This window comes from Pseudomonas lalucatii, assembly GCF_018398425.1.
In the GTDB taxonomy this organism is placed as follows: domain Bacteria; phylum Pseudomonadota; class Gammaproteobacteria; order Pseudomonadales; family Pseudomonadaceae; genus Aquipseudomonas; species Aquipseudomonas lalucatii.
The window spans coordinates 2,585,671-2,610,011 of sequence record NZ_JADPMV010000001.1 but is presented as its reverse complement, the minus strand read 5'-3'; the positions used below and the strand labels follow the sequence as shown (position 1 = coordinate 2,610,011).

General features: G+C 67.1%; 24 protein-coding genes. 8 read left to right on the top strand and 16 right to left on the bottom strand.

Translation table 11 applies throughout. The annotated features are described in order from the left end of the window. Positions 1–78: 78 nt before the first annotated feature. Complete coding sequence (locus I0D00_RS11930) at positions 79–984, top strand: LysR substrate-binding domain-containing protein (protein ID WP_213639937.1); 906 nt, start codon at positions 79–81, stop codon at positions 982–984. A 159-nt stretch (positions 985–1,143) separates the two neighbouring features. Here I0D00_RS11930 and I0D00_RS11925 read toward each other — a convergent pair whose 3' ends face one another. Then, a complete protein-coding gene (locus tag I0D00_RS11925; protein WP_213639936.1) occupies positions 1,144–1,692 on the bottom strand; it encodes an SH3 domain-containing protein in 549 nt (182 codons plus the stop codon). A 26-nt stretch (positions 1,693–1,718) separates the two neighbouring features. Here I0D00_RS11925 and I0D00_RS11920 point away from each other — a divergent pair, with 26 nt between their 5' ends. Continuing rightward, positions 1,719–2,063, top strand: coding sequence for a hypothetical protein (locus tag I0D00_RS11920; RefSeq protein WP_213639935.1), 345 nt, complete (start codon positions 1,719–1,721; stop codon positions 2,061–2,063). A 143-nt stretch (positions 2,064–2,206) separates the two neighbouring features. Here the strand turns inward: I0D00_RS11920 and I0D00_RS11915 are convergent, their stop codons facing one another. Both I0D00_RS11915 and I0D00_RS11910 read right to left on the bottom strand, forming a co-directional pair. Continuing rightward, positions 2,207–2,674 (bottom strand): hypothetical protein, encoded by a 468-nt coding sequence (locus I0D00_RS11915; RefSeq protein ID WP_213639934.1) that lies wholly within the window; start codon positions 2,672–2,674, stop codon positions 2,207–2,209. 599 nt (positions 2,675–3,273) lie between these two features. Further along, positions 3,274–4,506: a TauD/TfdA family dioxygenase gene (locus I0D00_RS11910; protein WP_213639933.1), complete on the bottom strand. Its 1,233-nt coding sequence runs from the start codon at positions 4,504–4,506 to the stop codon at positions 3,274–3,276. A 212-nt stretch (positions 4,507–4,718) separates the two neighbouring features. Here I0D00_RS11910 and I0D00_RS11905 point away from each other — a divergent pair, with 212 nt between their 5' ends. After that, a complete protein-coding gene (locus I0D00_RS11905) occupies positions 4,719–5,669 on the top strand; it encodes a LysR substrate-binding domain-containing protein (protein ID WP_213639932.1) in 951 nt (316 codons plus the stop codon). Positions 5,670–5,747: 78 nt separating this feature from the next. Here I0D00_RS11905 and choX read toward each other — a convergent pair whose 3' ends face one another. From choX to I0D00_RS11890, 3 genes are all read right to left on the bottom strand, one after another. Continuing rightward, positions 5,748–6,692 (bottom strand): choline ABC transporter substrate-binding protein, encoded by a 945-nt coding sequence (gene choX, locus I0D00_RS11900; protein ID WP_213639931.1) that lies wholly within the window; start codon positions 6,690–6,692, stop codon positions 5,748–5,750. A 356-nt stretch (positions 6,693–7,048) separates the two neighbouring features. Next, positions 7,049–7,405, bottom strand: coding sequence for a Rieske (2Fe-2S) protein (locus I0D00_RS11895; RefSeq protein ID WP_213639930.1), 357 nt, complete (start codon positions 7,403–7,405; stop codon positions 7,049–7,051). A 17-nt stretch (positions 7,406–7,422) separates the two neighbouring features. Next, the gene (locus I0D00_RS11890) at positions 7,423–8,508 is read right to left on the bottom strand and encodes an amidohydrolase family protein (protein WP_213639929.1); all 1,086 of its coding nucleotides are present in this window, start codon (positions 8,506–8,508) and stop codon (positions 7,423–7,425) included. A 167-nt stretch (positions 8,509–8,675) separates the two neighbouring features. Between I0D00_RS11890 and I0D00_RS11885 the strand changes: the two genes are divergently transcribed. The 4 genes from I0D00_RS11885 to I0D00_RS11870 all read left to right on the top strand — a co-directional run bounded on the left by I0D00_RS11885 (position 8,676) and on the right by I0D00_RS11870 (position 12,248). Next, on the top strand, positions 8,676–9,524 hold the full coding sequence (locus tag I0D00_RS11885) for a LysR family transcriptional regulator (protein ID WP_213639928.1): 849 nt from the start codon (positions 8,676–8,678) through the stop codon (positions 9,522–9,524). A gap of 155 nt (positions 9,525–9,679) precedes the next feature. Further along, the gene (locus I0D00_RS11880) at positions 9,680–10,423 is read left to right on the top strand and encodes a metal ABC transporter ATP-binding protein (protein ID WP_213639927.1); all 744 of its coding nucleotides are present in this window, start codon (positions 9,680–9,682) and stop codon (positions 10,421–10,423) included. Beyond that, positions 10,423–11,340: a metal ABC transporter permease gene (locus I0D00_RS11875; protein ID WP_246533206.1), complete on the top strand. Its 918-nt coding sequence runs from the start codon at positions 10,423–10,425 to the stop codon at positions 11,338–11,340. Before I0D00_RS11880 ends, I0D00_RS11875 begins: the two co-directional genes overlap by 1 nt. Beyond that, positions 11,337–12,248 (top strand): metal ABC transporter solute-binding protein, Zn/Mn family, encoded by a 912-nt coding sequence (locus tag I0D00_RS11870; protein ID WP_213639926.1) that lies wholly within the window; start codon positions 11,337–11,339, stop codon positions 12,246–12,248. The genes I0D00_RS11875 and I0D00_RS11870 overlap by 4 nt, the downstream gene beginning before the upstream one ends. Positions 12,249–12,302: 54 nt before the next feature. Here I0D00_RS11870 and I0D00_RS11865 read toward each other — a convergent pair whose 3' ends face one another. The 5 genes from I0D00_RS11865 to I0D00_RS11845 form a co-directional block, all read right to left on the bottom strand. Further along, the gene (locus I0D00_RS11865; RefSeq protein ID WP_213639925.1) at positions 12,303–13,415 is read right to left on the bottom strand and encodes a polyamine ABC transporter substrate-binding protein; all 1,113 of its coding nucleotides are present in this window, start codon (positions 13,413–13,415) and stop codon (positions 12,303–12,305) included. A gap of 109 nt (positions 13,416–13,524) precedes the next feature. Then, complete coding sequence (locus I0D00_RS11860) at positions 13,525–14,553, bottom strand: histone deacetylase family protein (RefSeq protein WP_213639924.1); 1,029 nt, start codon at positions 14,551–14,553, stop codon at positions 13,525–13,527. 124 nt (positions 14,554–14,677) lie between these two features. Further along, positions 14,678–15,670, bottom strand: a complete 993-nt coding sequence (locus I0D00_RS11855; protein WP_213639923.1) for an AraC family transcriptional regulator — start codon at positions 15,668–15,670, stop codon at positions 14,678–14,680. A gap of 105 nt (positions 15,671–15,775) precedes the next feature. Next, on the bottom strand, positions 15,776–16,570 hold the full coding sequence (locus I0D00_RS11850; protein ID WP_213639922.1) for an acyl-CoA thioesterase: 795 nt from the start codon (positions 16,568–16,570) through the stop codon (positions 15,776–15,778). Between the two features lie 14 nt (positions 16,571–16,584). Beyond that, entirely contained in the window at positions 16,585–17,430 is an 846-nt protein-coding gene (locus I0D00_RS11845) for an alpha/beta hydrolase family protein (RefSeq protein ID WP_213639921.1), read from the bottom strand. Between the two features lie 157 nt (positions 17,431–17,587). On the opposite strand from I0D00_RS11845, the gene I0D00_RS11840 reads away from it, so the two are divergent. Further along, positions 17,588–18,577, top strand: coding sequence for a GlxA family transcriptional regulator (locus I0D00_RS11840; protein ID WP_213639920.1), 990 nt, complete (start codon positions 17,588–17,590; stop codon positions 18,575–18,577). Positions 18,578–18,586: 9 nt separating this feature from the next. Here I0D00_RS11840 and aauR read toward each other — a convergent pair whose 3' ends face one another. The 5 genes from aauR to I0D00_RS11815 all read right to left on the bottom strand — a co-directional run bounded on the left by aauR (position 18,587) and on the right by I0D00_RS11815 (position 24,101). After that, positions 18,587–19,909, bottom strand: a complete 1,323-nt coding sequence (gene aauR / locus I0D00_RS11835) for a two-component response regulator AauR (RefSeq protein WP_213639919.1) — start codon at positions 19,907–19,909, stop codon at positions 18,587–18,589. Then, the gene (locus I0D00_RS11830) at positions 19,902–21,809 is read right to left on the bottom strand and encodes a sensor histidine kinase (protein WP_213639918.1); all 1,908 of its coding nucleotides are present in this window, start codon (positions 21,807–21,809) and stop codon (positions 19,902–19,904) included. The genes aauR and I0D00_RS11830 overlap by 8 nt, the downstream gene beginning before the upstream one ends. A 149-nt stretch (positions 21,810–21,958) precedes the next feature. Further along, complete coding sequence (locus I0D00_RS11825) at positions 21,959–22,693, bottom strand: amino acid ABC transporter ATP-binding protein (protein ID WP_213639917.1); 735 nt, start codon at positions 22,691–22,693, stop codon at positions 21,959–21,961. Next, complete coding sequence (locus I0D00_RS11820) at positions 22,690–23,358, bottom strand: amino acid ABC transporter permease (RefSeq protein WP_213639916.1); 669 nt, start codon at positions 23,356–23,358, stop codon at positions 22,690–22,692. Before I0D00_RS11820 ends, I0D00_RS11825 begins: the two co-directional genes overlap by 4 nt. Further along, entirely contained in the window at positions 23,355–24,101 is a 747-nt protein-coding gene (locus I0D00_RS11815; protein ID WP_213639915.1) for an amino acid ABC transporter permease, read from the bottom strand. Before I0D00_RS11815 ends, I0D00_RS11820 begins: the two co-directional genes overlap by 4 nt. Positions 24,102–24,341 lie beyond the last annotated feature (240 nt).

Genomic DNA, 24,341 nt, shown 5'->3' with positions numbered 1-24,341 from the left:
CCCATGCATAATCGGCATAATGCCGGCGTGACGTCTTAAACTCGTCGGACGTATGCCGCGAAACCGCGAAGGCTGAGCATGAACCTGGAAACCAAATGGCTGGAGGACTTCGTCGCCCTGGCCGCCACCCGCAGCTTCTCCCAGGCGGCCGAGAAGCGCTTCGTCACCCAGCCGGCCTTCAGCCGGCGGATCAAGGCGCTGGAGCAGATGCTCGGCCTGACCCTGGTCAACCGCGCCCGCACGCCGGTGGAGCTGACCGAGGCCGGCCAGCTGTTCCTGGTCACCGCGCGCAGCCTGGTCGAGCAGCTCGGCGAGGTGGTGCGCCACCTGCACAACCTCGAGGGCAAGCAGGGCGAGGTGTTGCAGATAGTCGCGGCGCACTCGCTGACCCTGGGTTTCTTTCCCGAGTGGATCGCCCGTCTGCGCCGCGAGGGCCTGCCGCTGACCACCCGGCTGGTGGCGACCAACGTCGGCGAGGCGGTGCACTCGCTGCGCGAAGGCAGCTGCGACCTGATCCTCGCCTACTACGACCCGGACGCCGCCTTGCAGATGGACCCGGAGATCTTCCCCTCGCTGCACCTGGGCGCAACCCAGATGCTGCCGGTGTGCGCGGTGAACGAGCAGGGCCAGCCGCTGTACGACCTCGACAGCGGCCAGAGCGTGCCGCTGCTGGCCTACAGCGCCGGCGCCTTCCTCGGCCGCTCGGTCAACCTGCTGCTGCGCCAGCGCGCCCTGCGCTCGACCACGGTGTACGAAACGGCGATGGCCGACAGCCTCAAGAGCATGGCCCTGCAGGGCATGGGCGTGGCCTGGGTGCCGCGCCTGTCGGTGACCATGGAACTGGCCCGCGGCGAGCTGGCGGTGTGTGGCGGCGAGCAGTGGCAGACGCCGCTGGAGATCCGCCTGTACCGCTGCGCCCTGGTGCGCAAGGCGGCGGTGCGCCTGCTCTGGCGCAAGCTGGAGAGTGGGGAGTTGGGGGGGTAGACCTGCCCGGCTTCCAGGCCGCCGCTGTGCGAACTACGGATTGGCTATGGAGCTCTTGCCCACAACAGGCCGGATAGACCAATGCAACCGTGCTGGCGACAGGCTTGAAAACCTATTCCTCACTGCTTGTGGGGAGAGTCCATATACAATTGTTAGATCTCAATGCCGAAATTTCTCTAAATATCTAGAAAAGACCCAGCCTTGCTTTGGCTCTCCAGAGTCAGAGTCTTGGTACTCAACATGAGACCAGCGCTTAACTCTCTCGATAATTTTTACCGTCTTACCTAGATAGAGCTTATCTATTATCTCAGAACTAATACTTCCAGAGCTTCGGACGTGGAGTATTGTTGCGTACACAAAGCGATATCCATTCAGCTCTTCCGGTCGATAGACTTCATTTGCTTCTCGTACAATTTCCTTTTTTGCAGCTCGGTGGTCGCCTCCTGCATATTCTTTCCACCATTCTTCATATAATGGAGTTGTGAGATTGGCGACAATAGAGAGAAAATATGGAAATACTAAGTAGATAACTGCGATGCGGGTCGCATTGCCAAGTTTCTCAAGTAGCTTGAAGAAAGCATTGAAGAATTCCTCGGGGCTTGAGTAGTCACCAGATATCTCTGCTACAGTATTTTCTATTTGTTCAACATCAACCACTTCGCCAGCGATGGAGAGCGCGCCACCCTTATTGATGGAAATGCTATCCATCATAGGGTCTGACAGGTATTTATTTAGTGAATTCAGGTGCTTGCTTACTTGATTTTCAAGTAAGCGGTATGGCTCCAGGTACTTGTGTATTTGCTCTTGCCTTTGGCGATAAGGCTCTAGATACTTATCTATCTGCACTTGAAGCTGGCGCTGAGGCTGAAGATATTTATCTAGTTGTTCTTGCAGCCGCTGATGCGGTTCGAGATACCTCTGCATCTGATCTTGAAACTTTCTATGTGGCTCAAGATATTTATCCATTTGCTTCTGAAGTCGCAGCTGCGGCTCCAAAAATTTATCTATTTGCTCTTGAAGGAGGCGTTGAGGCTCCAGAATTCGATCAATTTGTTCTTGCAGTGCTCGATGTGGCTTGAGCACTTCATCCAGCCGCTCGAAGACACTAATTAATTTCTTTGTCATTTATGAGAGCTTCAAAAGTTTCTGTGAAATCTAACGCCTCAAACAGCGGCGTGCGTTAGCGCGTCCAGCCACGAAGTGGCGTTGCTGCTTTGACTTGTTAACCGTTTTTGACGAACGCATTTGCTTTACTTAGCACCTCTGTAAAAAGAGTTTTATCGAAGTCACCCCGCTTGGGGTGTGTGCCAAGAACCAACAGTCCCCTTTGACTAAGGGTATAAGCTAGCTCAGCCTCCAGCTTTCCGACGATATCTCGATAGGGCTTGTGGTCTTCGAAATCGCTCTGTTCTGGGAACAGGGGGCCTAATGTCAAAAGATTGTACTCACACTCGTCGGGAATCATATCTGAATTTCGCAAGTTCGTAGCTAGCATATTGGCCTTAGCTGATGGGCGTAAATCCAGATGTTGGCTCAAACGACCAAATGGGGATGCTGCATTTGCGGATGAACTATCCCCTGTGCGCCCTACATACCAAACAGTTTTTTCTCCAGATGATATTCGCCAGACATAAAGCCAAAAGCCTCTCTTCAGTATTTTTCCAGTGAAACTTGTTTCGTAGCTCTCCATACTTCTACCGGTTAACAGTGAATAGACGGAACTCGTCATATTGAACATTGATGAATTCCAGACAAGCACAGCCCTACCAAGCCAGTACGTATCGAAAAATATTCAAGAATCAGTCATCTGCCTGTTCTCTCCCTGAACGATCCGTAATCGTGTGGCTTGCCCTATCAGCCGGCATGGCGGCGCGGCAGATTGCTATCAGTCTGATTTGAACCATAGCGAGCCCCCAGCCAAGTCGGCAAGCAACTTCTCCTTGGCACTTGCCACCTACTATCGGGCGCGCGGCGGGTTTCCGTCGGCAGGCGGGATGAAGGTGCTGGGTTGGCGGTCCGCCGGCCTGGGGGGCGGAAGGAGGGAAGTCCAGCGCGGCAAGCGCTGGAGGCAGGGGCGCCGATCTCTTTGCCCACTTTCCGTTGGGCAAGCAAGAGCTTGAAGGCTTCGCGGCCGGGGCGCGGCGCCGCCCGGCCGCTCTCAGGCTAAAGCGGGTGCAGGGCTGTGGCCTGGCCGCTGCACTTGAAAGCCGGCAGGCCGTGGGCGACGTTGCGCGGTTCGCGCACGGTGCCCGGCCGGTCGTGGGCCAGCAGGGCGGCCATGGACTGTGGTTAGACCGAGGCGTCGTGGCTCTGGCGGGCGGTGACTCGCAGGGCGGACTCGACCATGTCGTAGTCGACATAGCAGCCCTGCAGGTGGCGCCGGCCGGTCTGCGGGTCGAAGCTCTTGCGCCCGTGCAGCACCCGGCGGTTGTCGAAGGCGACCATCTCGCCGGCGGCCAGGCGCAGGTCGAGGCGGTAGCGCGGCGAGCGCAGGATCTTCCAGAAGGCCAGGTAGGCGCGGTACCAGGGCATGATCTGCGCCGGCGGCAGGCGCAGGTTGTCGCGCAGCCAGTTGTTGAAGCGCACCTCGATGACCTGGTCGTGCTCGTCGAGGTGGATCACCGTGGCGCGTACCACGATGTCGCTGTCCTCGTCGGCGAAGCGGCAGTCGATCGCCGTCTCGGCCAGCAGGCGGAAGGCCTCGGGGTCCTGCTGGCGCAGGGCCTCGGCCACGGCGACGCCGTCGGCGAAGATCGACTCGCCGCCCTGGGCATCGTTGGCCAGGCAGTAGAGCATCTGGATGTCCGGCGGGTTCTTCCAGTTGGTCAGGTCGGTGTGCAGCTCCAGGCCCAGGGCGGTGTAGGCGGCGTTGTTCGGCTTGGGCTTGCTGAAGACCTCGAAGCGGCCGCCGAAATTGGTGGCGCGGATCGGTCCGATGGTGGCGGCGACCCGGTCGATCTCGCCGCCCTCGCTGGGGCCGTTCTGCAGGATGGCGAAACCGTCGCGGCACAGCGCATGCAGCCAGTCCAGGCGCGCGCCGCCGCCGGCCATGTAGTCGTCGAAGTCAGTGCGATGGGCGCTGAAGTTCTCCGCCCAGGCGCGGTTCGCCGGCACTATGCTCGGTTGCCAGGCCTGCTGGTGCGGGCGCAGCCGATACAGCCAGCCGGCGTCGAAGCGGCTGACATGGCCGTCGCTCCAGGTCAGGCCGAGGTGGCCGTCCGCCACGTCGATGGCCGGTGCCACCTCCAGGCAGGCGGGGTCGAGGTCGATGATGAACTGGGTGCGCTCGTAGGTCTGCGGATGGCGGCAGGCGTCGCAGGCACAGTGGTCGCGCAACCACAGCAGGGGAAACGCGGCGCTCTCGATGGTGTCCATCACCTGCCAGTCGACCTGGATGCAGGCCTCGGCATAGCCCGCGGCGACGATCGGCAGGTCCAGCGCGTAGGCGCCGTACTCCTTCATGTCGACCGAAGGGCCCAGGTTGGCGCCGGCGGTAGCGGGGGGGAGGAGGCTGGTGGTCATGGGTATCTCCGCAAGAGCGCATCGCATGAAAATGGTGCCCGGCCGCCCCGGGGAGGCGCTGTCGGCGGCTGCCGGGTGCAGGCCAAGAGTGGGGCCTGGCCGGGTGGCTGACAAACGATCAATTCGCGGACTAAGGCCAAGCCAAACTAATGCCTGGCTTAGCCATATGCTGCTATCTTCGGCCCATCATTCCTGTGCGAGGAGCCTTCCGCATGAGCGATTCCCAGCGGCCCGGCGCCCCGGTGCCGGAATACCCGGACTGGCCCGGGCTGACCCAGGACCTGCCGCCGTTGCTGTGGCTGGAAGCCTTCGAGGTGGCGGCCCGCACCCTGAGTTTCACCGCCGCCGGGCGCGAGCTGAACATCACCCAGTCGGCGGTCAGCCAGCGCATCCGCCTGCTGGAGGACCGCCTCGGCCAGCAGCTGTTCGTGCGCCATCCGCGCAGCCTCAGCCTGAGCCTGGCCGGGCAGGCCTGGCTGCCCTCGATCCAGGCCGCCTTCGTGCGCCTGCGCGACAGCACGGCCGAGGTGTTCGGCCTGACCCGCGATGCGCCGGTGACCCTGCGCGCCACGCCGCTGGCGCAGCAGGCCTGGCTGGCGCCGCGGCTGGTGGCCTTTCACCGGGCCCATCCCGAGGTGGCCCTGCACCTGGCCAGCGGTTTCTGGAGCACCGACTTCGGCAGCGAGGGCGCCGACATGGAGATCCGCTACGGCCGCGGCGACTGGAACGAGCTGGAATGCGTGGCCCTGGGCGAGGGCGAGGAGGAGATGGTGGTGCTGGCGGCGCCGGAGCTGGCGGCGCGCCTGCAGAGTCCCCAGGACCTGGCCGGACAGACGCTGCTGCACTCCGTCGGTTTCGCCGTCGGTTGGCGGGCCTGGCTGCAGGCGGCGGGGGTGGCGGAGCTGGAACGGCAGACCCGGCGGGTCAGTTGCGACACCCAGGTGATGGCCCTGGAGCTGGCGCGCCAGGGCATGGGCCTGGCCCTGGCCCACCGCAACCTGTTCATGCGCTGGCAGCGCGAAGTGCGCCACGGCCTGGTGCCGGTGTTCGACCTGTGCGTGGCCACGCCGGAGCGTTTCTGGCTGGTGCGGCCGCTGCGCCGGCAGCTGCGCGCGCCGGCGCAGAAGCTCTGGGACTGGCTGGCCAGCCATAGCCAGAGCTGAGCCGGCAGGCTGCGCCGCTGGGCGGGCAGAGCCGCGCTGACGCCCGCCGGGCGCATTGCCCGGCGCACGCCCGAGCGGTCACTGTTGCAGGTAGCTCAGCACCGCGCTCTTGGCATCCTTGCCGTCGAAGGTGGTCACGCCGTCCAGCCAGGTGTCCAGCCACTGCGGGTTCTTGGCGATCCATTGCTTGGCGGCCTGTACCGCCGGCTCCTTGTCCATGATCCTCTCCATCATGTGCGACTCCATCGGGATGTCGAACTTCATGTTGCTCACCAGCTTGGCGGCGTTCGGGCAGCGGGTCTGGTAGTCGTTGGCCATCACCGTGTGCACCTTGGCGGCGCCGCCGTCCGGCCCCCACAGGTCGTCGGCGCCGCTGAGGTAGGTCATGTCGAACTGCAGGTTCATCGGGTGCGGCGCCCAGCCGAGGAAGACGATCGGTTCCTGCTTGCGGATGGCCCGCGCGACCTGCAGGCGCATGGCCGTCTCGCTGGACTCCACCAGGTCGAAGTCGCCGAGGTCGTAGCGGTTCTCCTTGATCATGGTCTTGATCAGCTGGTTGCCGCCGGCACCGGACTCGATGCCGTAGATCTTGCCCTTGAGCTGATCCTTGTAGCGGGCAATGTCGCTCATGTCCTTGAGGCCGTCGGCGGCCAGGTAGCTCGGCACCGCTAGGGTGAACTTGGCGCCCACCAGGTTGGGCTCCTCCACCAGGGTGACGCTGTTGTTGGCGACCGCCGGCTGGAACAGCGGGTCGGAGGCCGGCGACCAGTAGTCGAGGAAGAAGTCGACATCCTTCTTCTGCACCGAGACCAGGATGATCGGCAGGCTCAGGGTGGAGACCTTCGCCTGGTAGCCCAGGCCCTCGGCCACCGCCATGGTCAGACCGTTGATCGCGCCGTTGTCCACCCAGCCGACGTCGGCCATGCGCAAGGTCTGGCACGAGGCGGCTTCCTGGGCCCAGGACGGGGAGGCGGCGAGTGTCAGGGCAAGGGCCACCAAAGCAGTACGATTCGTTCTATTCATTTTATTCGTCTCGTCAGGTTCAGGTTGTGGCAGGGGGCGAGCGGTGCTGCTGGCTCGGCTGCTGCTTCGTCGGCATCCGCGCAGCCCGGGCCAGCGGTGGCAACGGCGGATGTGCAGTCTTCGGGGCTTTCCGTGCAGGCAAGTCGCCGGAAATGCGGCCCGGCCGTCCATGAGGGGGCACGCGGCCTGGCCGGGTGCAGACCAAGACTGCGGCCTGACCCCATGCCTGGCAAACGATCTATTCGGGCGCTAAGGCCAAGCTGGGCTAATGCCTGGCTTCGTCATCGGCCGCTGCCGGCGCCGCACTGTCCCTGTGCGGCCGCCCTGATCGCTGCCGGCGGCGCCCCCGCGGGCGCTCAGAGATGGACGTAGAGATCCTCGCCCTCGACGCTGACCGGGTATGTCTTGGCCTTGATGCTGCGATCGACGATGAACTCGCCGGTCTTGATCTCGAACTCCCAGCCGTGCCAGGCGCAGCGCACCAGGTCGTCGCGTTTGCCGTAGATGAACTCGTAGTGCGGCGTGTCCTGGGTGGTGCCGCACTGCGGCCCCTCGCAGAGCGACGCGCCGCGGTGCGGGCAGACGTTGAGCATGGCATGGTACGCGTCGCCGACCTTGAAGATGCCGACCGGCAGGTGGCCGAGCTTGACGATCTTCTGCCGGCCGCTGACGACCTCGTGGGTCTTGCAGGCCAGAACCTTCTTCGCATTCATGTTGTTCTCCTCTTCTTTCAGGCGCTCTTGGCCAGGGGCTGGGTCAGGCGCGAGTACACCTTCAGCGCGTTGCCGCCGAGGATGCTGTCGCGCCACTGCGGCGGAATGTGCAGGGATTCGACGCTGTCGTAATCCCAGTGCGGGTAGTCGGAGGCGAACAGCAGGGTGTTCTCGCCGTCCATCGCCTCGAGAATCGCCCACAGGTGCTCGACCTTGGTGCCGGGCTGCTCCAGCGGCTGGGTGGTGAAGCGGATGTTGCGCTTGAAGTACTCGCTGGGCAGCATCTTCAGCCAGGGCGTTTCCTTGCGCAGCGCCTTGTAGTTGGCGTCCAGGCGCCAGAGCAGGCTGGGCACCCAGGCCACGCCGCACTCGATGACCACGAAGTACAGGTCCGGCCATTTCTCGAACACGCCCTGGGCGATCATGCTGGCCACGTGGGTCATGGCCGACTGCGGCAGCAGCGCGTGGGTCTCCCAGAAGAAGGTGGTCGGGCCCGCGCCGATCGGGTTGCTGTTGACCCCGCCCTGGCCGCCCAGGTGGATGGCGAAGGGCAGGCCCATCTCGGCGCAGGCCTGGTAGATGGGGTGGTAGAAGGGGTCGCCGTAGGGCCGCTGGGCGCCATGGGAGGCCAGCACCTGGACGATGTCCGGGTGGCCGCCGAGGCGACGGATCTCCGCCGCCGCGCCGTGCGGGTCGGTCGGGCTGATCAGCAGCGAGCCCTTGAAGCGGCGGTCCTTGGGCAGCCAGTAGTCGACCATCCAGTCGTTGTAGGCGCGCACCAGCGCCGCGGCGTAGTGGGGGTTGGCCAGGGTCGAGGCCTCCAGGGCCTCGTCGCCGGTGAGGATGGCATAGTCGATGTTGTAGCGGTCGAGGTGCTTCTCCTTCATCAGGCTGTAGTGCTCGTCCTGGCTGGTCGGGTTGATGTCGGCGCGCTTGAAGCCTTCTGGATGCAGCCAGGGCCGGTGGCCGTGGGGGAAGGCGCCGGCCGGGCCGGGCTGTTCGCCGCGGACGAAGAAGTCCTTGAAGATCCCGTCCATGTAGGGGAGCAGCACCTCCGCCGACATCCAGTAGTTGTGGCAATCGCAGTCGATGATCGTGGTCATCCTTCAGGCTCCTGTGGTGATGCGCGGCGGCGGGTCGAGGCCGACCCCGGCCACCACGACTGGGTGATGGCTGCCATCCTATGGGCCCGATTTTGATTTTTATAATGAATTGGAAATGCCGTATAAATGCAAAAATACGATTAAATGACTGGCCCGGGAGGCCGCGGATGAAAATCGAGTTCCTGGACACCTTCGCCGACCTGGTGGAGACGCGTAACTTCAACCGCACCGCCGAGCGCCTGTGCGTCACCCAGTCGACCGTGAGCATGCGCATCCGCAGCCTGGAGGAGGCGATCGGCGCCCAGCTGTTCATCCGCGGCCGCGCCGGCGCCGAGCTGACCGCCGAGGGCCGGCGCTTCGAGAGCTATGCCGCCAACCTGCGTCTGTGCTGGAACCAGGCGCGCCAGGACATCGGCATGCCGCGCGACTACCAGGGCCGCCTGCGCATCGCCACCCAGGTGAGTCTGTGGCAGCGGCTGATCAGCAAGTGGGTGTTCTGGCTGCGCCAGGAGTTTCCCAAGACGGCCATCCATGTCGAGGCCGACTACTCCAAGACCATGATCGACGAGCTGAGCTTCGGCAACCTGGACATCGCGGTGATCTACACCCCGCAGTACCGCCCGGAACTGGAGATCCAGCACCTGTTCAACGAGCGCTTCGTGATGGTCGCCGCGCAGCCGCAGGCGCTCGCCGAGGTGCGCGTGGAAGACTACGTGCTGGTCGCCATCTGCCCGCACTTCGTCGCCCGCCACGGCGAACTGCTGCCGCAGCTGCAGCTGGCGCCGGTGTCCATGGGCCTGGGGGTGATGAGCGTGGAATACCTGCGCGGCCGCGGGGGCGCGGCCTACCTGCCGGCCGACCTGGCGCAGCAGTACATCGACAGCGGCGACTTCTTCCCGGTGGCCGACGCGCCGCAGATCGAGCAGCCGGTGTTCGTCTCCTTTCTCAGCAAGAACCGCCATCGCCCGCAGATCAGCAAGGCGCTCAAGGCCCTGCGCCTGATCGCCCTCGACTGAGGGCCTCGCCGTTCCGCTCGGCGGGCATGCTCTGGCTAGGTTGATCGTAAATAGCGATTAATGCCGCGAAAGCAAACGATCATGTTGATTGGTAGCCTCTGCTCAACCCACTGCCGGCCATCCGCCGCCGGCGCCCCAGTACGAGGACTGCAGCCATGAACCACGCCTTGCGGGTCGAGAATCTGAGCGTCTGCTATGCCGGCCACTATGCCGTCGAGGATGCCAGCCTGAGCATCGAAGCGGGGCAGCTGGTCGGCATCATCGGCCCCAACGGCGCCGGCAAGTCGACCCTGCTCAAGGCCCTGCTCGAGCTGATTCCCAGCGACCACGGCCGGGTCGAGATCGGCGGCCGGCCGTTGCCGCAGGCCCGCCGCACGGTCGCCTATGTGCCGCAGCGCAGCGAGATCGACTGGCAGTTCCCGATCGATGTGCTGGACACCGTGGTGCTCGGCACCTACCCCAACCTGGGCTGGTTCAACAAGCCGGGGCGGCATGAGCGGCAGCGGGCCCTGGAGTGCCTGCGACGGGTCGGCCTGCAGGACCTGGCCCAGCGCCAGATCGGCGAGCTGTCCGGCGGCCAGCAGCAGCGGGTGTTCCTCGCCAGGGCGCTGGCCCAGCACGCCGACCTGTACCTGCTGGACGAGCCCTTCGTCGGCATCGACGCACTCAGCGAACGCACCATCATCGGCATCCTCAAGGCCCTGCGCGACGCGGGCAAGACGGTGCTGGTGGTGCATCACGACCTGAGCAAGGCCGCCGAGTATTTCGACCGGGTGATCCTGATCAACCAGCGCATCCTCGGCTACGGCGCCGCCGCCGAGGTCTGCACCCCGGCCGCCCTGGCCAGGGCCTACCTGGGCGACCTGCCCTGCACCGCGCAACCGGGAGTGGCCTGCTGATGAGCTTCCTTCAAGCCGTCGTGGCGTACGACTTCCTGCAGAAGGCGCTGCTGACCTCGGCCATGGTCGGCATCATCTGCGGGGTGATCGGTTGCTTCATCATCCTGCGCGGCATGGCGCTGATGGGCGATGCGATCTCCCACGCGGTGCTGCCCGGGGTCGCCCTGTCGTTCATGCTCGGCATCAACCTGCTGATCGGTGCGGTGCTCTCCGGTCTGCTCACCGCCATCGCCATCGGCTACGTCAGCCAGCACAGCCGGATCAAGCATGACGTGTCGATCGGCGTGATGTTCACCGCCGCGTTCGCCCTGGGCATCATCCTCATCACCCTGCAGAAGAGCAGCACCGACCTCTATCACATCCTCTTCGGCAACGTGCTGGCGGTGCGCCCGGAGGAAATGTGGATCACCCTGGTCATCGGCGCCCTGGTGCTGGCCTCGATCTACCTGTTCTACAAGGAACTGCTGCTCAGCACCTTCGACGCCACCATGGCCGCCGCCTACGGCCTGCCGGTCAAGCTGATCCACTACTTCCTGATGACCCTGCTGACCCTGGTCACGGTGGCCTCGCTGCAGACGGTCGGCATCGTCCTGGTGGTGGCCATGCTGATCACCCCGGCGGCCACCGCCTACCTGCTGACCAACCGCCTGTCGCTGATGATCTGCTGGGCCGCCGGCCTGGGCCTGGTCTCGGCCTTCAGCGGCATCTACCTGAGCTTCACCTACAACCTGGCCTCGGGCGCGACCATCGTCATGACCTCGACCCTGTTGTTTCTCGCCGCGCTGCTGCTGTCCCCCAGCCAGGGCCTGATCTGGCGCGGCCTGCAGGCCCGGCGTCGGCGCCAGCAGGCGCCATGCGGCGACGGCCCCGTCAATGACCCCGACAACGCCATGCTCGAGCACGAGGTGAGCCCATGATCAGAACCCTTCTACTCATCGCTCTCGGCCTGCTCGGGCCTTGGCTGGCGCCGGCCTGGGCCGACAGCGGCGCCAGGCTCAAGGTGGTCACCAGCTATTCGATCCTCTACGACATCGTCAAGAACGTCGGTGGCGAGCGGGTGGAGATCCACAGCCTGGCGCCGCTGGGCTCCAACCCCCACGAATACGACCCGCTGCCGCTGGACGTGCAGCAGACCAGCGATGCCGACCTGGTGTTCTACAACGGCCTCAATCTGGAAGCCGGCAATGCCTGGTTCGACAAGCTGCTGCGCACCGCCGGCAAGACCGGCGCGGACGCCCCGGTGTTCCGCCTGAGCGAGGGAGTCACGCCGCAGTACCTGACCTCCAGCGGCCAGGCCGGCAGCGAGGACCCCCACGCCTGGCTGGATGCGCGCAACGGCATGCAGTACGCGCGCAACGCCCGGGACGCCCTGATCCGCGTCGACCCGGGGCACGCGGCGACCTACCAGGCCAACGCCGCGGCCTATATCGAGCGGCTGCAACAGCTGCACGACAAGGCCCTGGCGGCCTTCGCCGAGATCCCGGTCGCGCGCCGCTACCTGGTGACCAGCGAGGGGGCGTTCAAGTACTTCTGCGCCGCCTATGGTTTCGACGCCGGTTACATCTGGGAGATCAACGCGGAGAACCAGGGCACGCCGCAGCAGGTCATCGCCCTGCTCGGGCAGCTCGAGCAGCGCCGGGTGCCGGCCCTGTTCGTCGAGACCAGCGTCGATGCGCGCAGCATGCAGATGGTTTCGCGCGAGAGCGGCATCCCGATCGCCGGGACCCTGTACACCGATTCCCTGGGCCTGCCCGGCACGCCCGGCGACAGCTATGCCGGCATGCTCGAGGCGAACATCCGCACCATTCTCGCCGCCCTGCGTTAGCCGTGCGAGGCCGCGGCGGCCGTGGTGGCCGCCGCGGTCAGGGGCGCAGCGGGCTCAGGTGCCCGACTTGATCCGCGTCCAGGCGCGGGTGCGCAGGCGCTCGGCCTTCTGCGGCAGCGGCTTGAGCACGTACAGGGTCTTCTGCGCCTCGGCGCTCGGGGTCAGGTGCGGATTGTCGCGGATCTCCGCGCTGACCAGCGGCATGGCGCTCTTGTTCGGGTTCGGGTAGCCGAGGAAGGTGCTGATGGGCGCCACCACCTGCGGGTCGAGCAGGTTGTTGAGGAACTCGTGGGCCTCCTCGACGTTCTTGGCGCTGGCCGGGATGGCGAAGGAGTCGAACCACAGCGGCGCGCCTTCCCTGGGCAGGCGCCAGTCGATGAGCACGCCGTTGCCGGCTTCCTTGGCGCGGTTGGCGAACTGGTAGAAGCTGCCCGAGTAGCCGACCGCCACGCAGATGTTGCCGTTGGCGATGTCGGTCATGTACTTGGCCGAGTGGAAGTAGCGCACGTGCGGGCGGATCTTCAGCAGCAGTGCGGTGGCCTTGTCGTAGTCCTCGCGCCGGGTGCTGGAGGGGTCGAGGCCCAGGTAGTGCAGGGCGATCGGCAGGATCTCGCCGGGCGAGTCGAGCAGGGTCACCCCGCACTGGGCCAGCTTGGCGGCGTTCTCTTCCTTGAAGATCAAATCCCAGCTGTTCACCGGGGCGTCCGCGCCGAGGGCGGCCCTGACCTTGTCCGGGTTGAAGCCGAGCAGCACGGTGCCGTACATGTAGGGCACCGCGTGGGCGTTGCCCGGGTCGTTGGCGCTCATCAGCTCGAGCAGCGCCGGGTCGAGGTGCTGCCAGTTGGGCAGCTGGCTCTTGTCCAGCGTCTGGAACACCCCGGCGCGAATCTGGGTGTCGAGGAAGGTGTTGGACGGCACCACCAGGTCGTAGCCGGAGTTGCCGGTGAGCAGCTTGGCCTCCAGTGCCTCGTTGGTGTCGAACAGGTCCCAGGTCAGCTGGATGCCGCTCTTGGCCTGGAATTCCTTGGGCACCGAGGGCAGCATGTAGTCGGCCCAGTTGTACACGCGCAGCTCGCGCGGCTTGTCGGCGGCCAGGGCCTGGCCGAGGCCGCCGAGCAGGGCGCCGGCGCAGAGGCCGGCGGTCAGGGTGCGGGTGAGTCTGTTCATCGGGGTCACTCCAGTCTTGTTCTAAGTGTTTGCCGTGGCGGTCGGCGTAGGGTGGATGACGCTCTTTTCATCCACCGGGAGCTGCTGGACGGATAAAGCGCCAGCCACCCTACGCGCCCTCGAAGCCTTCCAGCACGTTCACCGCATTGACGCCGATCGCCTCCACCGCGTAGCCGCCTTCCATGACGAACAGGGTCGGCAGGCCGAGGGCCTCGATGCGCTGGCCCATGCGCAGGTAGTCCGGGCTGTCGAGCTTGAACTGGGAGATCGGGTCGTCCTTGAAGGTGTCCACCCCCAGCGACACCACCAGCACCTCGGCGCCGGATTCGGCGATGCGCCGGCAGGCCTGCTCCAGGGCCGCGCTCCAGGTCGCCCAGTCGCTGCCGGCCGGCAGCGGGTAGTTGAAGTTGCAGCCCTCGCCGGCGCCTTCGCCGCACTCGTCGGCGTGGCCGAGGAAGAACGGGAACTCGGCCGCCGGGTCGCCGTGGATCGAGGCGACCAGCACGTCGCTGCGCGCGTAGAAGATCGACTGGGTGCCGTTGCCGTGGTGGTAGTCGACGTCGAGGATCGCCACCCTGGCGCGGCCCTGGTCGAGGAAGGCCTGGGCGGCGATGGCGGCGTTGTTCAGGTAGCAGTAGCCGCCCATCACCTCGGCGGCGGCGTGGTGGCCCGGCGGCCGGCACAGGGCGAACACGCTGTGGGCGCCGGCGGCGATCTCCGCCTGGGCGCTGAGGGCCACCTGGGCGGCGCTGTAGGCCGCCTGCCAGGTGCCGGCGGTGATCGGTGCGCCGGCATCGAAGCTGTAGTAGCCGAGTTGGCCGTGCAGGCTGCTGGGCAACTGCTGGCGCAGGGTGCGTGCCGGCCAGGTGTAGGGCAGCAGGTCGCCCTGGCCGCCCTGGGCCTGCCAGCGCGCCCAGGCGCCTTCGAGGAAGTCCAGGTAGGCCGCCGAGTGGATGCGCGCCAGCGGTGCGCGGCCGAAGTCCCGGGGCGCGCGCACCTGGCCGAGGCCGCGCTCCATCACCCGCGCCAGGATATGCTCGGCGCGTTGCGGCTTCTCGAAGCAGGGCAGCAGCTGGCCGTCGATCAGCTCGCAGCTGCCGTGGTGCAGGTGATGGTCGTCGCTGTAGTAGGTCAGCATGGGTGAACGGCTCCCGGGCTCGCTTGTGGTTGTGGGAGTCATTGTTCGCCCAGGGGGCCGGCGGGAGAACGCTGGCAACGGCCAATAGGGGATCGAAGTGGCCAAATTCCTCGGCCGCAGCGCCCTATGCGCGGAAACGGCTCGGTGCCACGCCGCTCCAGCGCTGGAAGGCATGGCGGAAGCTGGCGCTCTCGCTGAAGCCCAGCTCCTCGGCGATGCGGCAGATCGGCCAGTCCGCCCGGGCCAGCAGGGCCTTGGCACGCTCGAAGCGCAGCTCGTCGAGCAGTTCCTGATAGTGGGTGCCGAGTTCCTGCAGGTGGCGGCGCAGGGTGCGCGGCGAGCAGTGCATCTGCTGCGCCAGGGCCTCCAGGCCGGGCGGTTCGGCCAGGTGCGCGGCCAGTTCCTGGCGCACCCGCTGCAGCCAGGCCTGGCGGGTGGTGAACTCGGCGTTCTGCTTGCGGCAGCGTTCGAGCATGTCCTGGTGGGTCACCGGGTCGGCCAGGGGCAGGCGCCGCTGCAGCCACTCGGCGGGAAAGGCGAAGGCGTTGCGCGTGGCGTCGAACCGCAGCGGGCAGGGGAAGCTGGCCGCGTAGCGCGCGACGTAGTCGGGCCGGCCATGGCGGAACTGCGCCGCGACCAGCGGCAGCGCCTGGCCGAGCAGCTCGTCGCAGACCAGCCGCAGCGAGGCCAGGCACATCTCCACGTTGAAGCGCTCCAGCGCCGGCGCGTGGTGGTACTCGGCGGCGCCGACCCAGGCCAGCTCGCCCTCGACGCTCAGCTCCAGCCTGAAGTAGGTGCCGAGCAGGGCCGGGTACTGCAGCAGCAGGCGCCAGGCGTCACCAAAGGTGGCACTGGACAGCGCGGCGTAACCGAGCAGGCCGTAGGACGACACATGCAGGCGCCGGCCCAGCTCCAGGCCGAGGTCGCTGCGCAGGGCCAGGGCGTTGGCGCACACCTGCAGTTCCTGGGTGCGGGTGATGCGCTGGTCGCCGCCGGCCAGGTCGGCGGCGCGGATGCCGCTGCCGGCCAGCAGCGCCTCGGCCTGCTCGGGCCGCTCGGCGAGCAGCTCGAGGATCAGCGCGACCACGTGCAGGGTGGTCAGGTGGGCATGCAGCATCGGCGATTTCCGCGGGCCTTGGGTGACCGATAGACAGCAAGAAGCATACCGCGTCTGTTGTGCGGTCACCCCCGGTCGTGCCGCGTTGCGCCGAGTGCTGCTCGTTCAGGCGAAGACGCTGACCGTCTGGCGGCTGAGCAGCGCCGTGCGGCCGTGCCGGTCCCACAGGGTGGCGTCGATGTGGCTGTAACCGTTGGCGGCCTGCCGGATGTCGGCCAGGTACTGCCACCAGTCGCCGCCGCTGCAGTCCGCGGGCTGCTCGACGAAGCCAATGCTCCAGGTCAGGGAGCTGCCGCTGGCCGGCGCCTTGAGCAGGCTGAACACCGCCGGCGGCCAGGCGTCCAGCAGGCACAGCAACTCGGCCACGCCGGCCGCCTGGGGCCCCGCCTCGCGCAAACGGATCCAGCCGCCCAGGTGGGGTTCCCGGCCGCCCATGAAGGGCATCTTGCCGACCGCATAGCGGTAGTCGAAGTACTGGGTGAAGTCCGGGGTCAGGCCGGGGATGAAGGGAAAGGGGGTAACCGTCTCGGGCGCCTCGAAGTGCGGCGCCGTCAGCGCCTCCACCGTCACGCTCGAGCTGCGGTCGCCGCCGAAGCTGGCCAGCATCACCACGCAGGGCTGATCGTCTTGATAGGCCGTGGCCTGCACCTGGGTCGCCGCCTTGCCTTCGCGCAGCACCCTGACCTGCACATCCAGGGCGCCGGCTGCCACCGGGGCGATGAAGGAAACCATCAGCGAGCGCAGCGCCCGCTCGGCGGCCACCCGCGGGCGGATCTTCTCGAACAGGCAGGCGGCCAGCAGGCCGCCGAAGGTGGCCCGGCCCTGGCCCCAGTGTTCGGGAATCTGCACCTGGGTGGGGGACGAGGCGCAGGCGGCGTGCAGCAGGTCGGCAAGATTCATGGGCAGTCCTCCGATCAGGCGATGGCGTGGCTGAGGGATGGGCCGTGGCAGGCCAGGTGTCGGTTCAGGAAGGCGGTCACCCGCTGCGCATAGACCTCGGGCTGGGCCGCATAGGCCAGGGTGTGCCGGGCGCCGGGCACCTGCCAGAACTCGGTATGGGTCTTCTTGGCCAGGGCCTGGTGCAGCTGCTGGCCGTCGGCGACCGGGGTGTAGAGGTCGTCCTCGCCGTAGATCAGCAGCACGGGCGGCTGGCCCACCAGGTGGGCGGCGGCGTGGATCGGGCGCAGGCGCCGCTCGCCGGCCGGATAGAGCAGCCTGGACAGCTGGATGCCGAGCCGGGGCAGGGGGTAGCGGCGCCAGAAGTGCAGCAGGGTCGGGAAGGCCGACTCGAGCACCGCCGCCTTGAACGGATGATCCGCCTGGGCCAGGACGCAGACGCTCATGGCCGCGCCCATGGAGGCGCCGAGCAGCGCCAGCGGCAACTGCGGGTAGCGCGCCTGCAGGGCCTGGCCGGCGGCCAGCACGTCCAGGGGGTAGTCCATGGTGGTGGAACTGCTCTCGCCGAAGCCGTTGAGGTCGAACAGCATCACGTGATAACCGGCCCGGCGCAGCAGCTCGGCGTGGCCCTGCTTCAGCCAGAAGCCCTTGGCCGCGGTGCCCATGGGATGGGCCAGCAACACCGCGCCCCTGGCCCTGGGCGTGTGGGCCTCGGCCAGCAGGGCGGCCAGGCGGGCGCCCGAGCCGCTGGCGATGGCCAGACGTTGCCATTGCTCCTGGTCCACGTCGTCCGGCCAGCGCCAGGGGCGCATGAAGCGGCCGAAGAAGGGTTTTTTGAACAGTCGATAGGCTGTATGTTTCATCGCCGTGCTCCTCTGGAACTATGGTGCCAGTGCGCCCATGCCGGCGCCTGCCATCCGCTGGTGGGGCGCCATGCTAGGCAGCGGGCGGCGAGCCCGCCATGGGTGAAATTGACGAAAAACGTGCGAAACACGCGCCTAAGGGATCGGGGAGATTGAAATGAGAGTGACGGTTCTGATGGCCAATCGCTGCTCGGCCACCAGCGTCTCGGCGGCCCTGGAGTTTCTCGAGTGCGCCAACGTGCTGCAGCGCTTCGCCAGCGGCGGTGGCGCCGTCCCCTTCGAGGTGCAGAGCGTGTCCATCGACGGCGCGCCGGTGACCTGCACCGGCGGCCTGCGCCTGACGCCGCACAAGGCCCTGGCCGAGGTCGAGGACACCGACCTGATCATAGTGCCGGGGTTCATGTTCAACATCCTCGCGGTACTGCCCGAGATGGCGCCGGTATGTGCCTGGCTGCGCCACCATCACGGCCGCAACAGCTATATCGCCAGCATGTGCACCGGCACCTTCGTCACCGCCCAGGCCGGCCTGCTGGACGGCAAGCGCGCCACCACCCACTGGATATTCGCCGAGCAGTTCGCCCGGCACTTCCCGCGGGTGCGGCTGCAGGCCGAGCGCACGGTGACCGACGACGGCCTGCTGCTCTGTTCGGCCGGCTCGACCACCGGCAGCGACCTGCTGCTGCACATCATCCGCCGCTTCGCCTCGCCCCAGCTGGCCGCCGAGTGCTCGAAGAAACTCTTGGTCGACAGCGCCGAGCGCAGCCAGACGCCCTACATGAGCAGTCAGTTCGACAAGGCCCACCAGGACCAGGAGGTGCTGAAGGTGCAGATCTGGCTGGAGAAGCACCTGGCCGAGCCCATCACCCTGGAGCAGGTCGCCGAGCGCTTCGCCCTGACCCCGCGCAGCCTGATCCGCCGCTTCAAGGACGCCACCGGGCAGACTCCCGGGCAGTACCTGCAGAACCTGCGCATCGAGCGGGCCAAGCACCTGCTGGAGGGCGGGCAGGAGAACTTCGAGCGCATCACCCAGCAGGTCGGTTACGAGGATGGCAGTTCCTTCCGCCGCCTGTTCAAGCAGCGGGTCGGCATCGCGCCGGGCGCCTACCGGCGGCGCTTCAACAGCCAGCAGCGCGGCGGCGAGGGCTAGCCCGCCAGTCTACAGGCCGTACTTCTTCACCTTGTCGAACAGCGTGGTCTTGGCCATGCCCAGGGCCTGGGCGGCCTGGCTGAGGTTGCCGGCGTGGCGGCTCAGGGCGTCGCCCAGCAGGTTGCGCTCGAAGGCCTCCACCGCTTCGGCGAAGCCCGGGCCGCTGCCGCCGTCGGCCAGGCCGCTGTGCTTGAACGCCGGCAGGCCGAGGGCGAAGCGCTCGGCGACGTTGCGCAGCTCGCGCACGTTGCCCGGCCAGTCGTGGGCCAGCAGCGCGGCCAGGCTGTGGCGGTCCAGCGCCGGCGCCGGGCGGTCGAAGCGCAGCGCGGCGAGCTGCAGGAAGTGTTCGAACAGCAGGCCGATGTCCTCGCGCCGTTCGCGCAGCGGCGGCAGCTCCAGGCTGACCACGTTGAGCCGGTAGTAGAGGTCGCTGCGGAACTGCCCGGCGCGGCCGAGCTGGTCGAGGTCGGCCTTGGTCGCGGCGATCACCCGGCAGTCCACGGCGATCGACTGGTTCGAGCCCAGGCGCTCCAGGCTGTGCTCCTGCAGCACCCGCAGCAGTTTGATCTGCAGGGCCAGCGGCATGCTCTCGATCTCGTCGAGGAACAGGCTGCCGCCGTCGGCGTGCTCGATCTTGCCGATGCGCCGCTTGCCGGCGCCGGTGAAGGCGTGGGCCTCGTGGCCGAAGATCTCGCTCTCGAACAGGTTCTCCGGCAGACCGCCGCAGTTGAGCGCGACGAACTGCTTGGCCGAGCGCCGGCTGAAGTCGTGCAGGCAGCGCGCCACCAGCTCCTTGCCGGTGCCGGTCTCGCCCTCGATCAGCACGTTGGCGCCGGTGTCGGCGACGTTGGCGATCAGCTCGCGCAGGCGTTGCATGGCCGGCGAGCGACCGATCAGGCGCTGCTCCAGGGCCTGGCGCCCGGCCAGCTGGCGGCGCAGTTCGCCGACCTCGCGGGCCAGGCCGCGCTGGGCCAGGGCGCGGCGGCAGACCTCGACCAGGCGCTCGGGGGAGAAGGGTTTCTCGATGAAGTCGTAGGCGCCGTCGCGCATGGCGCCCACCGCCATGGCGATGTCGCCGTGGCCGGTGATCAGCACCACCGGCAGGCTCGGATCGCGGCGCTTGAGTTCGCTCAGCAGGCGCAGGCCGTCCATGCCGGGCAGGCGGATGTCGCTGACGACGATGCCGGGAAAGTCGCCGCCGACCCGCGCCAGGGCCTGCTCGGCGCTGCCCAGGCCCTCGCTGGGGATGTCCTCCAGGGCCAGGGCCTGCTGGCAGCCGAGCAGCACGTGGGGATCGTCTTCGACGATCAGGACGCTGAGCGCTTCAGCCATCTTGTCGATGCTCCAGGGGGGCGCCGGCGAGCGGCGCCAGGCTGAGGATAAAGGCGGTGCCGCCTTCGCTCGGGTGGCGCACGCCGAGGCTGCCGCCGGCGGCGGCGGCCAGGCTGGCCGACAGGGTCAGGCCCAGGCCCAGGCCCTGCTCGCCGGGCTTGGTGGTGAAGAAGGGCTCGAACAGGTGGCCGCGCAGCGCCGGGTCGATGCCCGGGCCGTTGTCGCGCACCTCCAGGCGGTAGCTGTCGCCCTCGGCCAGGCCGCACAACCACAGGCGGCGGTCGCTCTGCGCGGCCATGGCATCCAGGGCGTTGCCGATCAGGTTCACCAGGATCTGCTCCAGGCGGGTCTGGTCGATGGCCAGGGCGGCCGGCGCATGCTCGCGGCGGATGCTCACCTTGGTGCGCTGCAGGCGCGGCTGCAGCAGCATCAGCGCCGCCTCCACGGCCTTGTCCAGGTCGGCCTGGCCGTGGTCGTCGGAACGCCGGGCGAAGGCGCGCAGGCTGGCGGTGATCTTGCCCATGCGGTCGACCAGCTCGCCGATGGTCTGCAGGTTGCTGCCGGCCACGTCCAGGGCGCCGCGCGCAAGGAAGCGCACGGTGTTGCCGGACAGGGTGCGCAGGGCCGCCAGCGGCTGGTTGAGCTCGTGGGCGATGCTGGTGGACATCTGCCCGATCACCGCCAGCTTGCCGGCCTGGACCAGCTCGTCCTGGGTCTTGCGCAGGTTGGCCTCGGTCTGCCGGCGTTCGCCGATCTCGGCCTTGAGCCGCTCGTTGCTGGCGCGCAGGGAGCGGGTACGGTCGGCGATGCGCCGCTCCAGCTGGCTGTTGGCCTGCTCCAGGGCCTCGCGGGCGGCCAGGCGGGTGGCGATCACCTTGCGCCGCTGGTTCAGCGCCAGGCCGAGGAAGATCAGCAGGGCGCAGGCCACGGCGGCCAGCAGGGCGTGGCCGATGGCCGTGCGGCGCTGGTCGCGCAGCGGGGTGAGCAGGGTCAGGTGCCAGGGGGTGTCGTCCAGGGCGCGGCTCTGCTGCAGGTAGTTGACCGCCTCGGCGGCCTGGCCGGGGGCGGCGGCGGCGAAGCTGACCTGCTCGATGCCCTCGCCCAGGCCCTGACGCGCCAGGGGCTGCAGTTCCTCCAGGGCCACCCAGTGGTATTGCAGGCTGCGCGCCAGGCGCTCGCGGGTGTTCGGGCCCAGGGGGTAGACGGCCTTGAGCCGCCGCGCCGGATCGCTGGAGAGGATGATGATGCCGTTCTCGTCGCTGACGTAGGCCTCCAGGCGGGCGCGTTGCCAGCGCTGCTCGAGGGCATCCAGGCGCACCTTGACCACCGCCACGCCGATGATCCGCTCGCCCTGCCTGAGGCCGTGGGCCAGGTAGTAGCCGGGTTCGCCGGTGGTGCTGCCGATGCCGTAGAAGCGCCCCGGCCGGCCCTGCATGGCGTCCTGGAAATAGGCGCGGAACGCCAGGTCCTCGCCGAGGAAGCTGCTCGGCGTACGCCAGTTGCTGGTGGCCAGCACCCGGCCCTCGGTGTCCAGCACATAGGTGGCCAGGCTGCCGCTGCGCTGGTTGAGCCCCTCGAGGAAGTCGTTGACCCGCTGCCGCCGGTAGTGGCTGGGCGTCTGCAGCAGGCGGCGCACGTCGTCGTTGAGTTCCAGCAGGCTGGGCAGGTAGGTGTACTTGGTGATCTCGCTTTCCACCGCCCGGGCATTGAGCTCCAGCTGGCGCTCGCCGTTCTCGGCCAGGGCGCGGATGCCCACCCCCTCGCTGAGGCGGTAGCCGGCGTAGCCACAGGCGAGCACCAGGGCCAGCAACAGCAACGGCAGCAGCAGATGGCGGAACAGGCGCGGTTTCACGGTCAGGGCGGGCGGCATGGCGCAGAGGCGGGCGGGAGGGGATTGCATCATAGTCGTCCGGGGCTGACCAGTTGCGCTGGGCGAGCGGTTGGTGCGGTGGCGAGTAAACCTTAGGACGTAGGATGGGTTGAGCCTGCGATACCCATCACCCAATCGATGGGTATCGCTGCGCTCAACCGCATCCTACGAGGTGGTGGTCAGTGTTGGAGGATCTTGGCGAGGAATTGCTGGGCCCGCTCCGAGCGGGCGTTGATGTCGCCGAAGAACTCGTCCTTGGGGCAGTCCTCGACGATCTTGCCGGCGTCCATGAAGATCACCCGGTCGGCGACCTTGCGGGCGAAGCCCATCTCGTGGGTCACGCACATCATGGTCATGCCCTCGTTGGCCAGCTGCACCATGACGTCGAGCACCTCGTTGACCATCTCCGGGTCCAGGGCCGAGGTCGGTTCGTCGAACAGCATCACCACCGGGTCCATGGCCAGGGCGCGGGCGATGGCCACGCGCTGCTGCTGGCCGCCGGAGAGCTGGCCGGGGTGCTTGTGCGCATGGGCGGCCAGGCCGACCCGCTCGAGCAGGGCCAGGCCCTTCGCGGTGGCCTCGGCCTTGCTGCGGCCGAGCACCTTGACCTGGGCGATGGTCAGGTTCTCGGTGATCGACAGGTGGGGGAACAGCTCGAAGTGCTGGAACACCATGCCGACCCGCGAGCGCAGCCTGGGCAGGTCGGTCTTGCGGTCGGCGACCGAGGTGGCGTCGACCACGATGTCGCCCTTCTGGAAGGGCTCCAGGGCGTTGACGCACTTGATCAGGGTCGACTTGCCCGAGCCGGACGGCCCGCACACCACCACCACCTCGCCCTTCTTCACCGCGGTGCTGCAGTCGCTGAGCACCTGGAAGTCCCCGTACCACTTGCTGACGTTCTGGATAGAGATCATACGGCTAACCTTTTTTGCAGATGCTTGACCAGCAGCGAGGCGGAGAAGCTGACGAGGAAGTAGACCAACCCGGCGAAGATCAGGAACTCATGGGCCTGGCCGATGATGTCGCCGCGCGAGCGGGCGGCGTTGAGGAAGTCCATCAGGCCCACGGTGTAGACCAGCGAGGTGTCCTGGAACAGGATGATGCTCTGCTGCAGCAGCAGCGGGGTCATCTTGCGGAACGCCTGGGGCAGGATGATCAGGCGCATGCTCTGGGCGTAGCTCATGCCCAGGGCGCTGGCGGCGCCCATCTGGCCCTTGGGAATGGCCTGGATGCCGGCGCGGACGATCTCGCAGAAGTAGGCCGCCTCGAACATGATGAAGGCCACCAGGCAGGAGCTGAAGGCGCCCACCGGGGTGTCTTCGCCGGTGATCCAGCGCAGGATGAAGGGCACCGCGAAGTAGAACCAGGTGATCACCAGCAGCAGCGGGATGGAGCGGAAGTAGTTGACGTAGGTGGCGGCGAAGTTGGCCAGCAGCTTGTTCGGCGACAGCCGCAGCAACGCCAGCAGGGTGCCCAGCAGCACGCCGCCGAGCACGCCCAGGGCCATCAGCTTGAGGGTCATCCACATGCCGTCGGCCAGGCCCGGCAGGGCCGGGATGATTGCGGAGAAATCCATCACTTGCCTCCTACGGCGATCAGCCCGGGGACCGCGACCCGCTTCTCCACCACACGCATCAGCTGCATCAGCGTCATGTTCAGGGTGAAGTAGATCAGCGTGGCCAGGGTGAAGGCCTCGAACAGGTTGGCGCTGAACTCGGCGGTCTGCTTGGTCTGCGCCAGCAGCTCCATCAGGCCGATCAAGGAGGCCACCGAGGAGTTCTTGAAGATGTTGAGAAACTCCGAGGTCAGCGGCGGGATGACGATGCGCAGCGCCTGGGGCAGCAGCACGTTGGCGTAGATCTGCGGCAGGCTGAAACCCATGGCGTAGCCGGCGGCGGTCTGTCCCGGGGGCAGCGCCTGGATGCCGGTGCGCACCTGCTCGCAGACCCGCGCCGCGGTGAACAGGCCCAGGCACAGCACCACGCTCAGGTAGGCCGAGGTGGCCGGCGCCAGGTCCTGCTTGAACCACAGCTCCAGCGGCTCGGGCAGCAGGTCCGGCACCAGGAAGTACCAGAGGAACAGCTGCACCAGCAGCGGCACGTTACGGAAGATTTCCACATAGGCGGTGGCGATGCCGGCCAGCACGCGGTTCGGCACGGTGCGCAGCACGCCCAGCAGGGTGCCCAGCAGCAGGGCGATGACCCAGCCGACCAGGGCGATGGCGATGGTCCAGCCCAGGCCGGTGAAGAACCAGTCCAGGTAGATCTCGCTGCCGATGCCGGTGGACTTGAAGAAGATGCCCCAGTCCCAGTTGTAATTCATGCGGGTAAACCCTCGGGTGTCGCCAGATTCAGCCGCCAGGTCGCCGGCCTTCGCAGGCATTGGCGGCTGCATCCAAAACAATCGGTTGGAGGGGGCAGGGCAGGCGGCTGCCGGCCCCGTCCGCGGTTGGCGGACGTGCCCCCGGTCCATTCGGGGGGTGGCTGGGAGCGAGCCCGACAGGGCCCTGGGCTCCCGGTTCCCCGCCGGCGCGCCCCTCGTGAGGGCACGCCGGCGTCACCG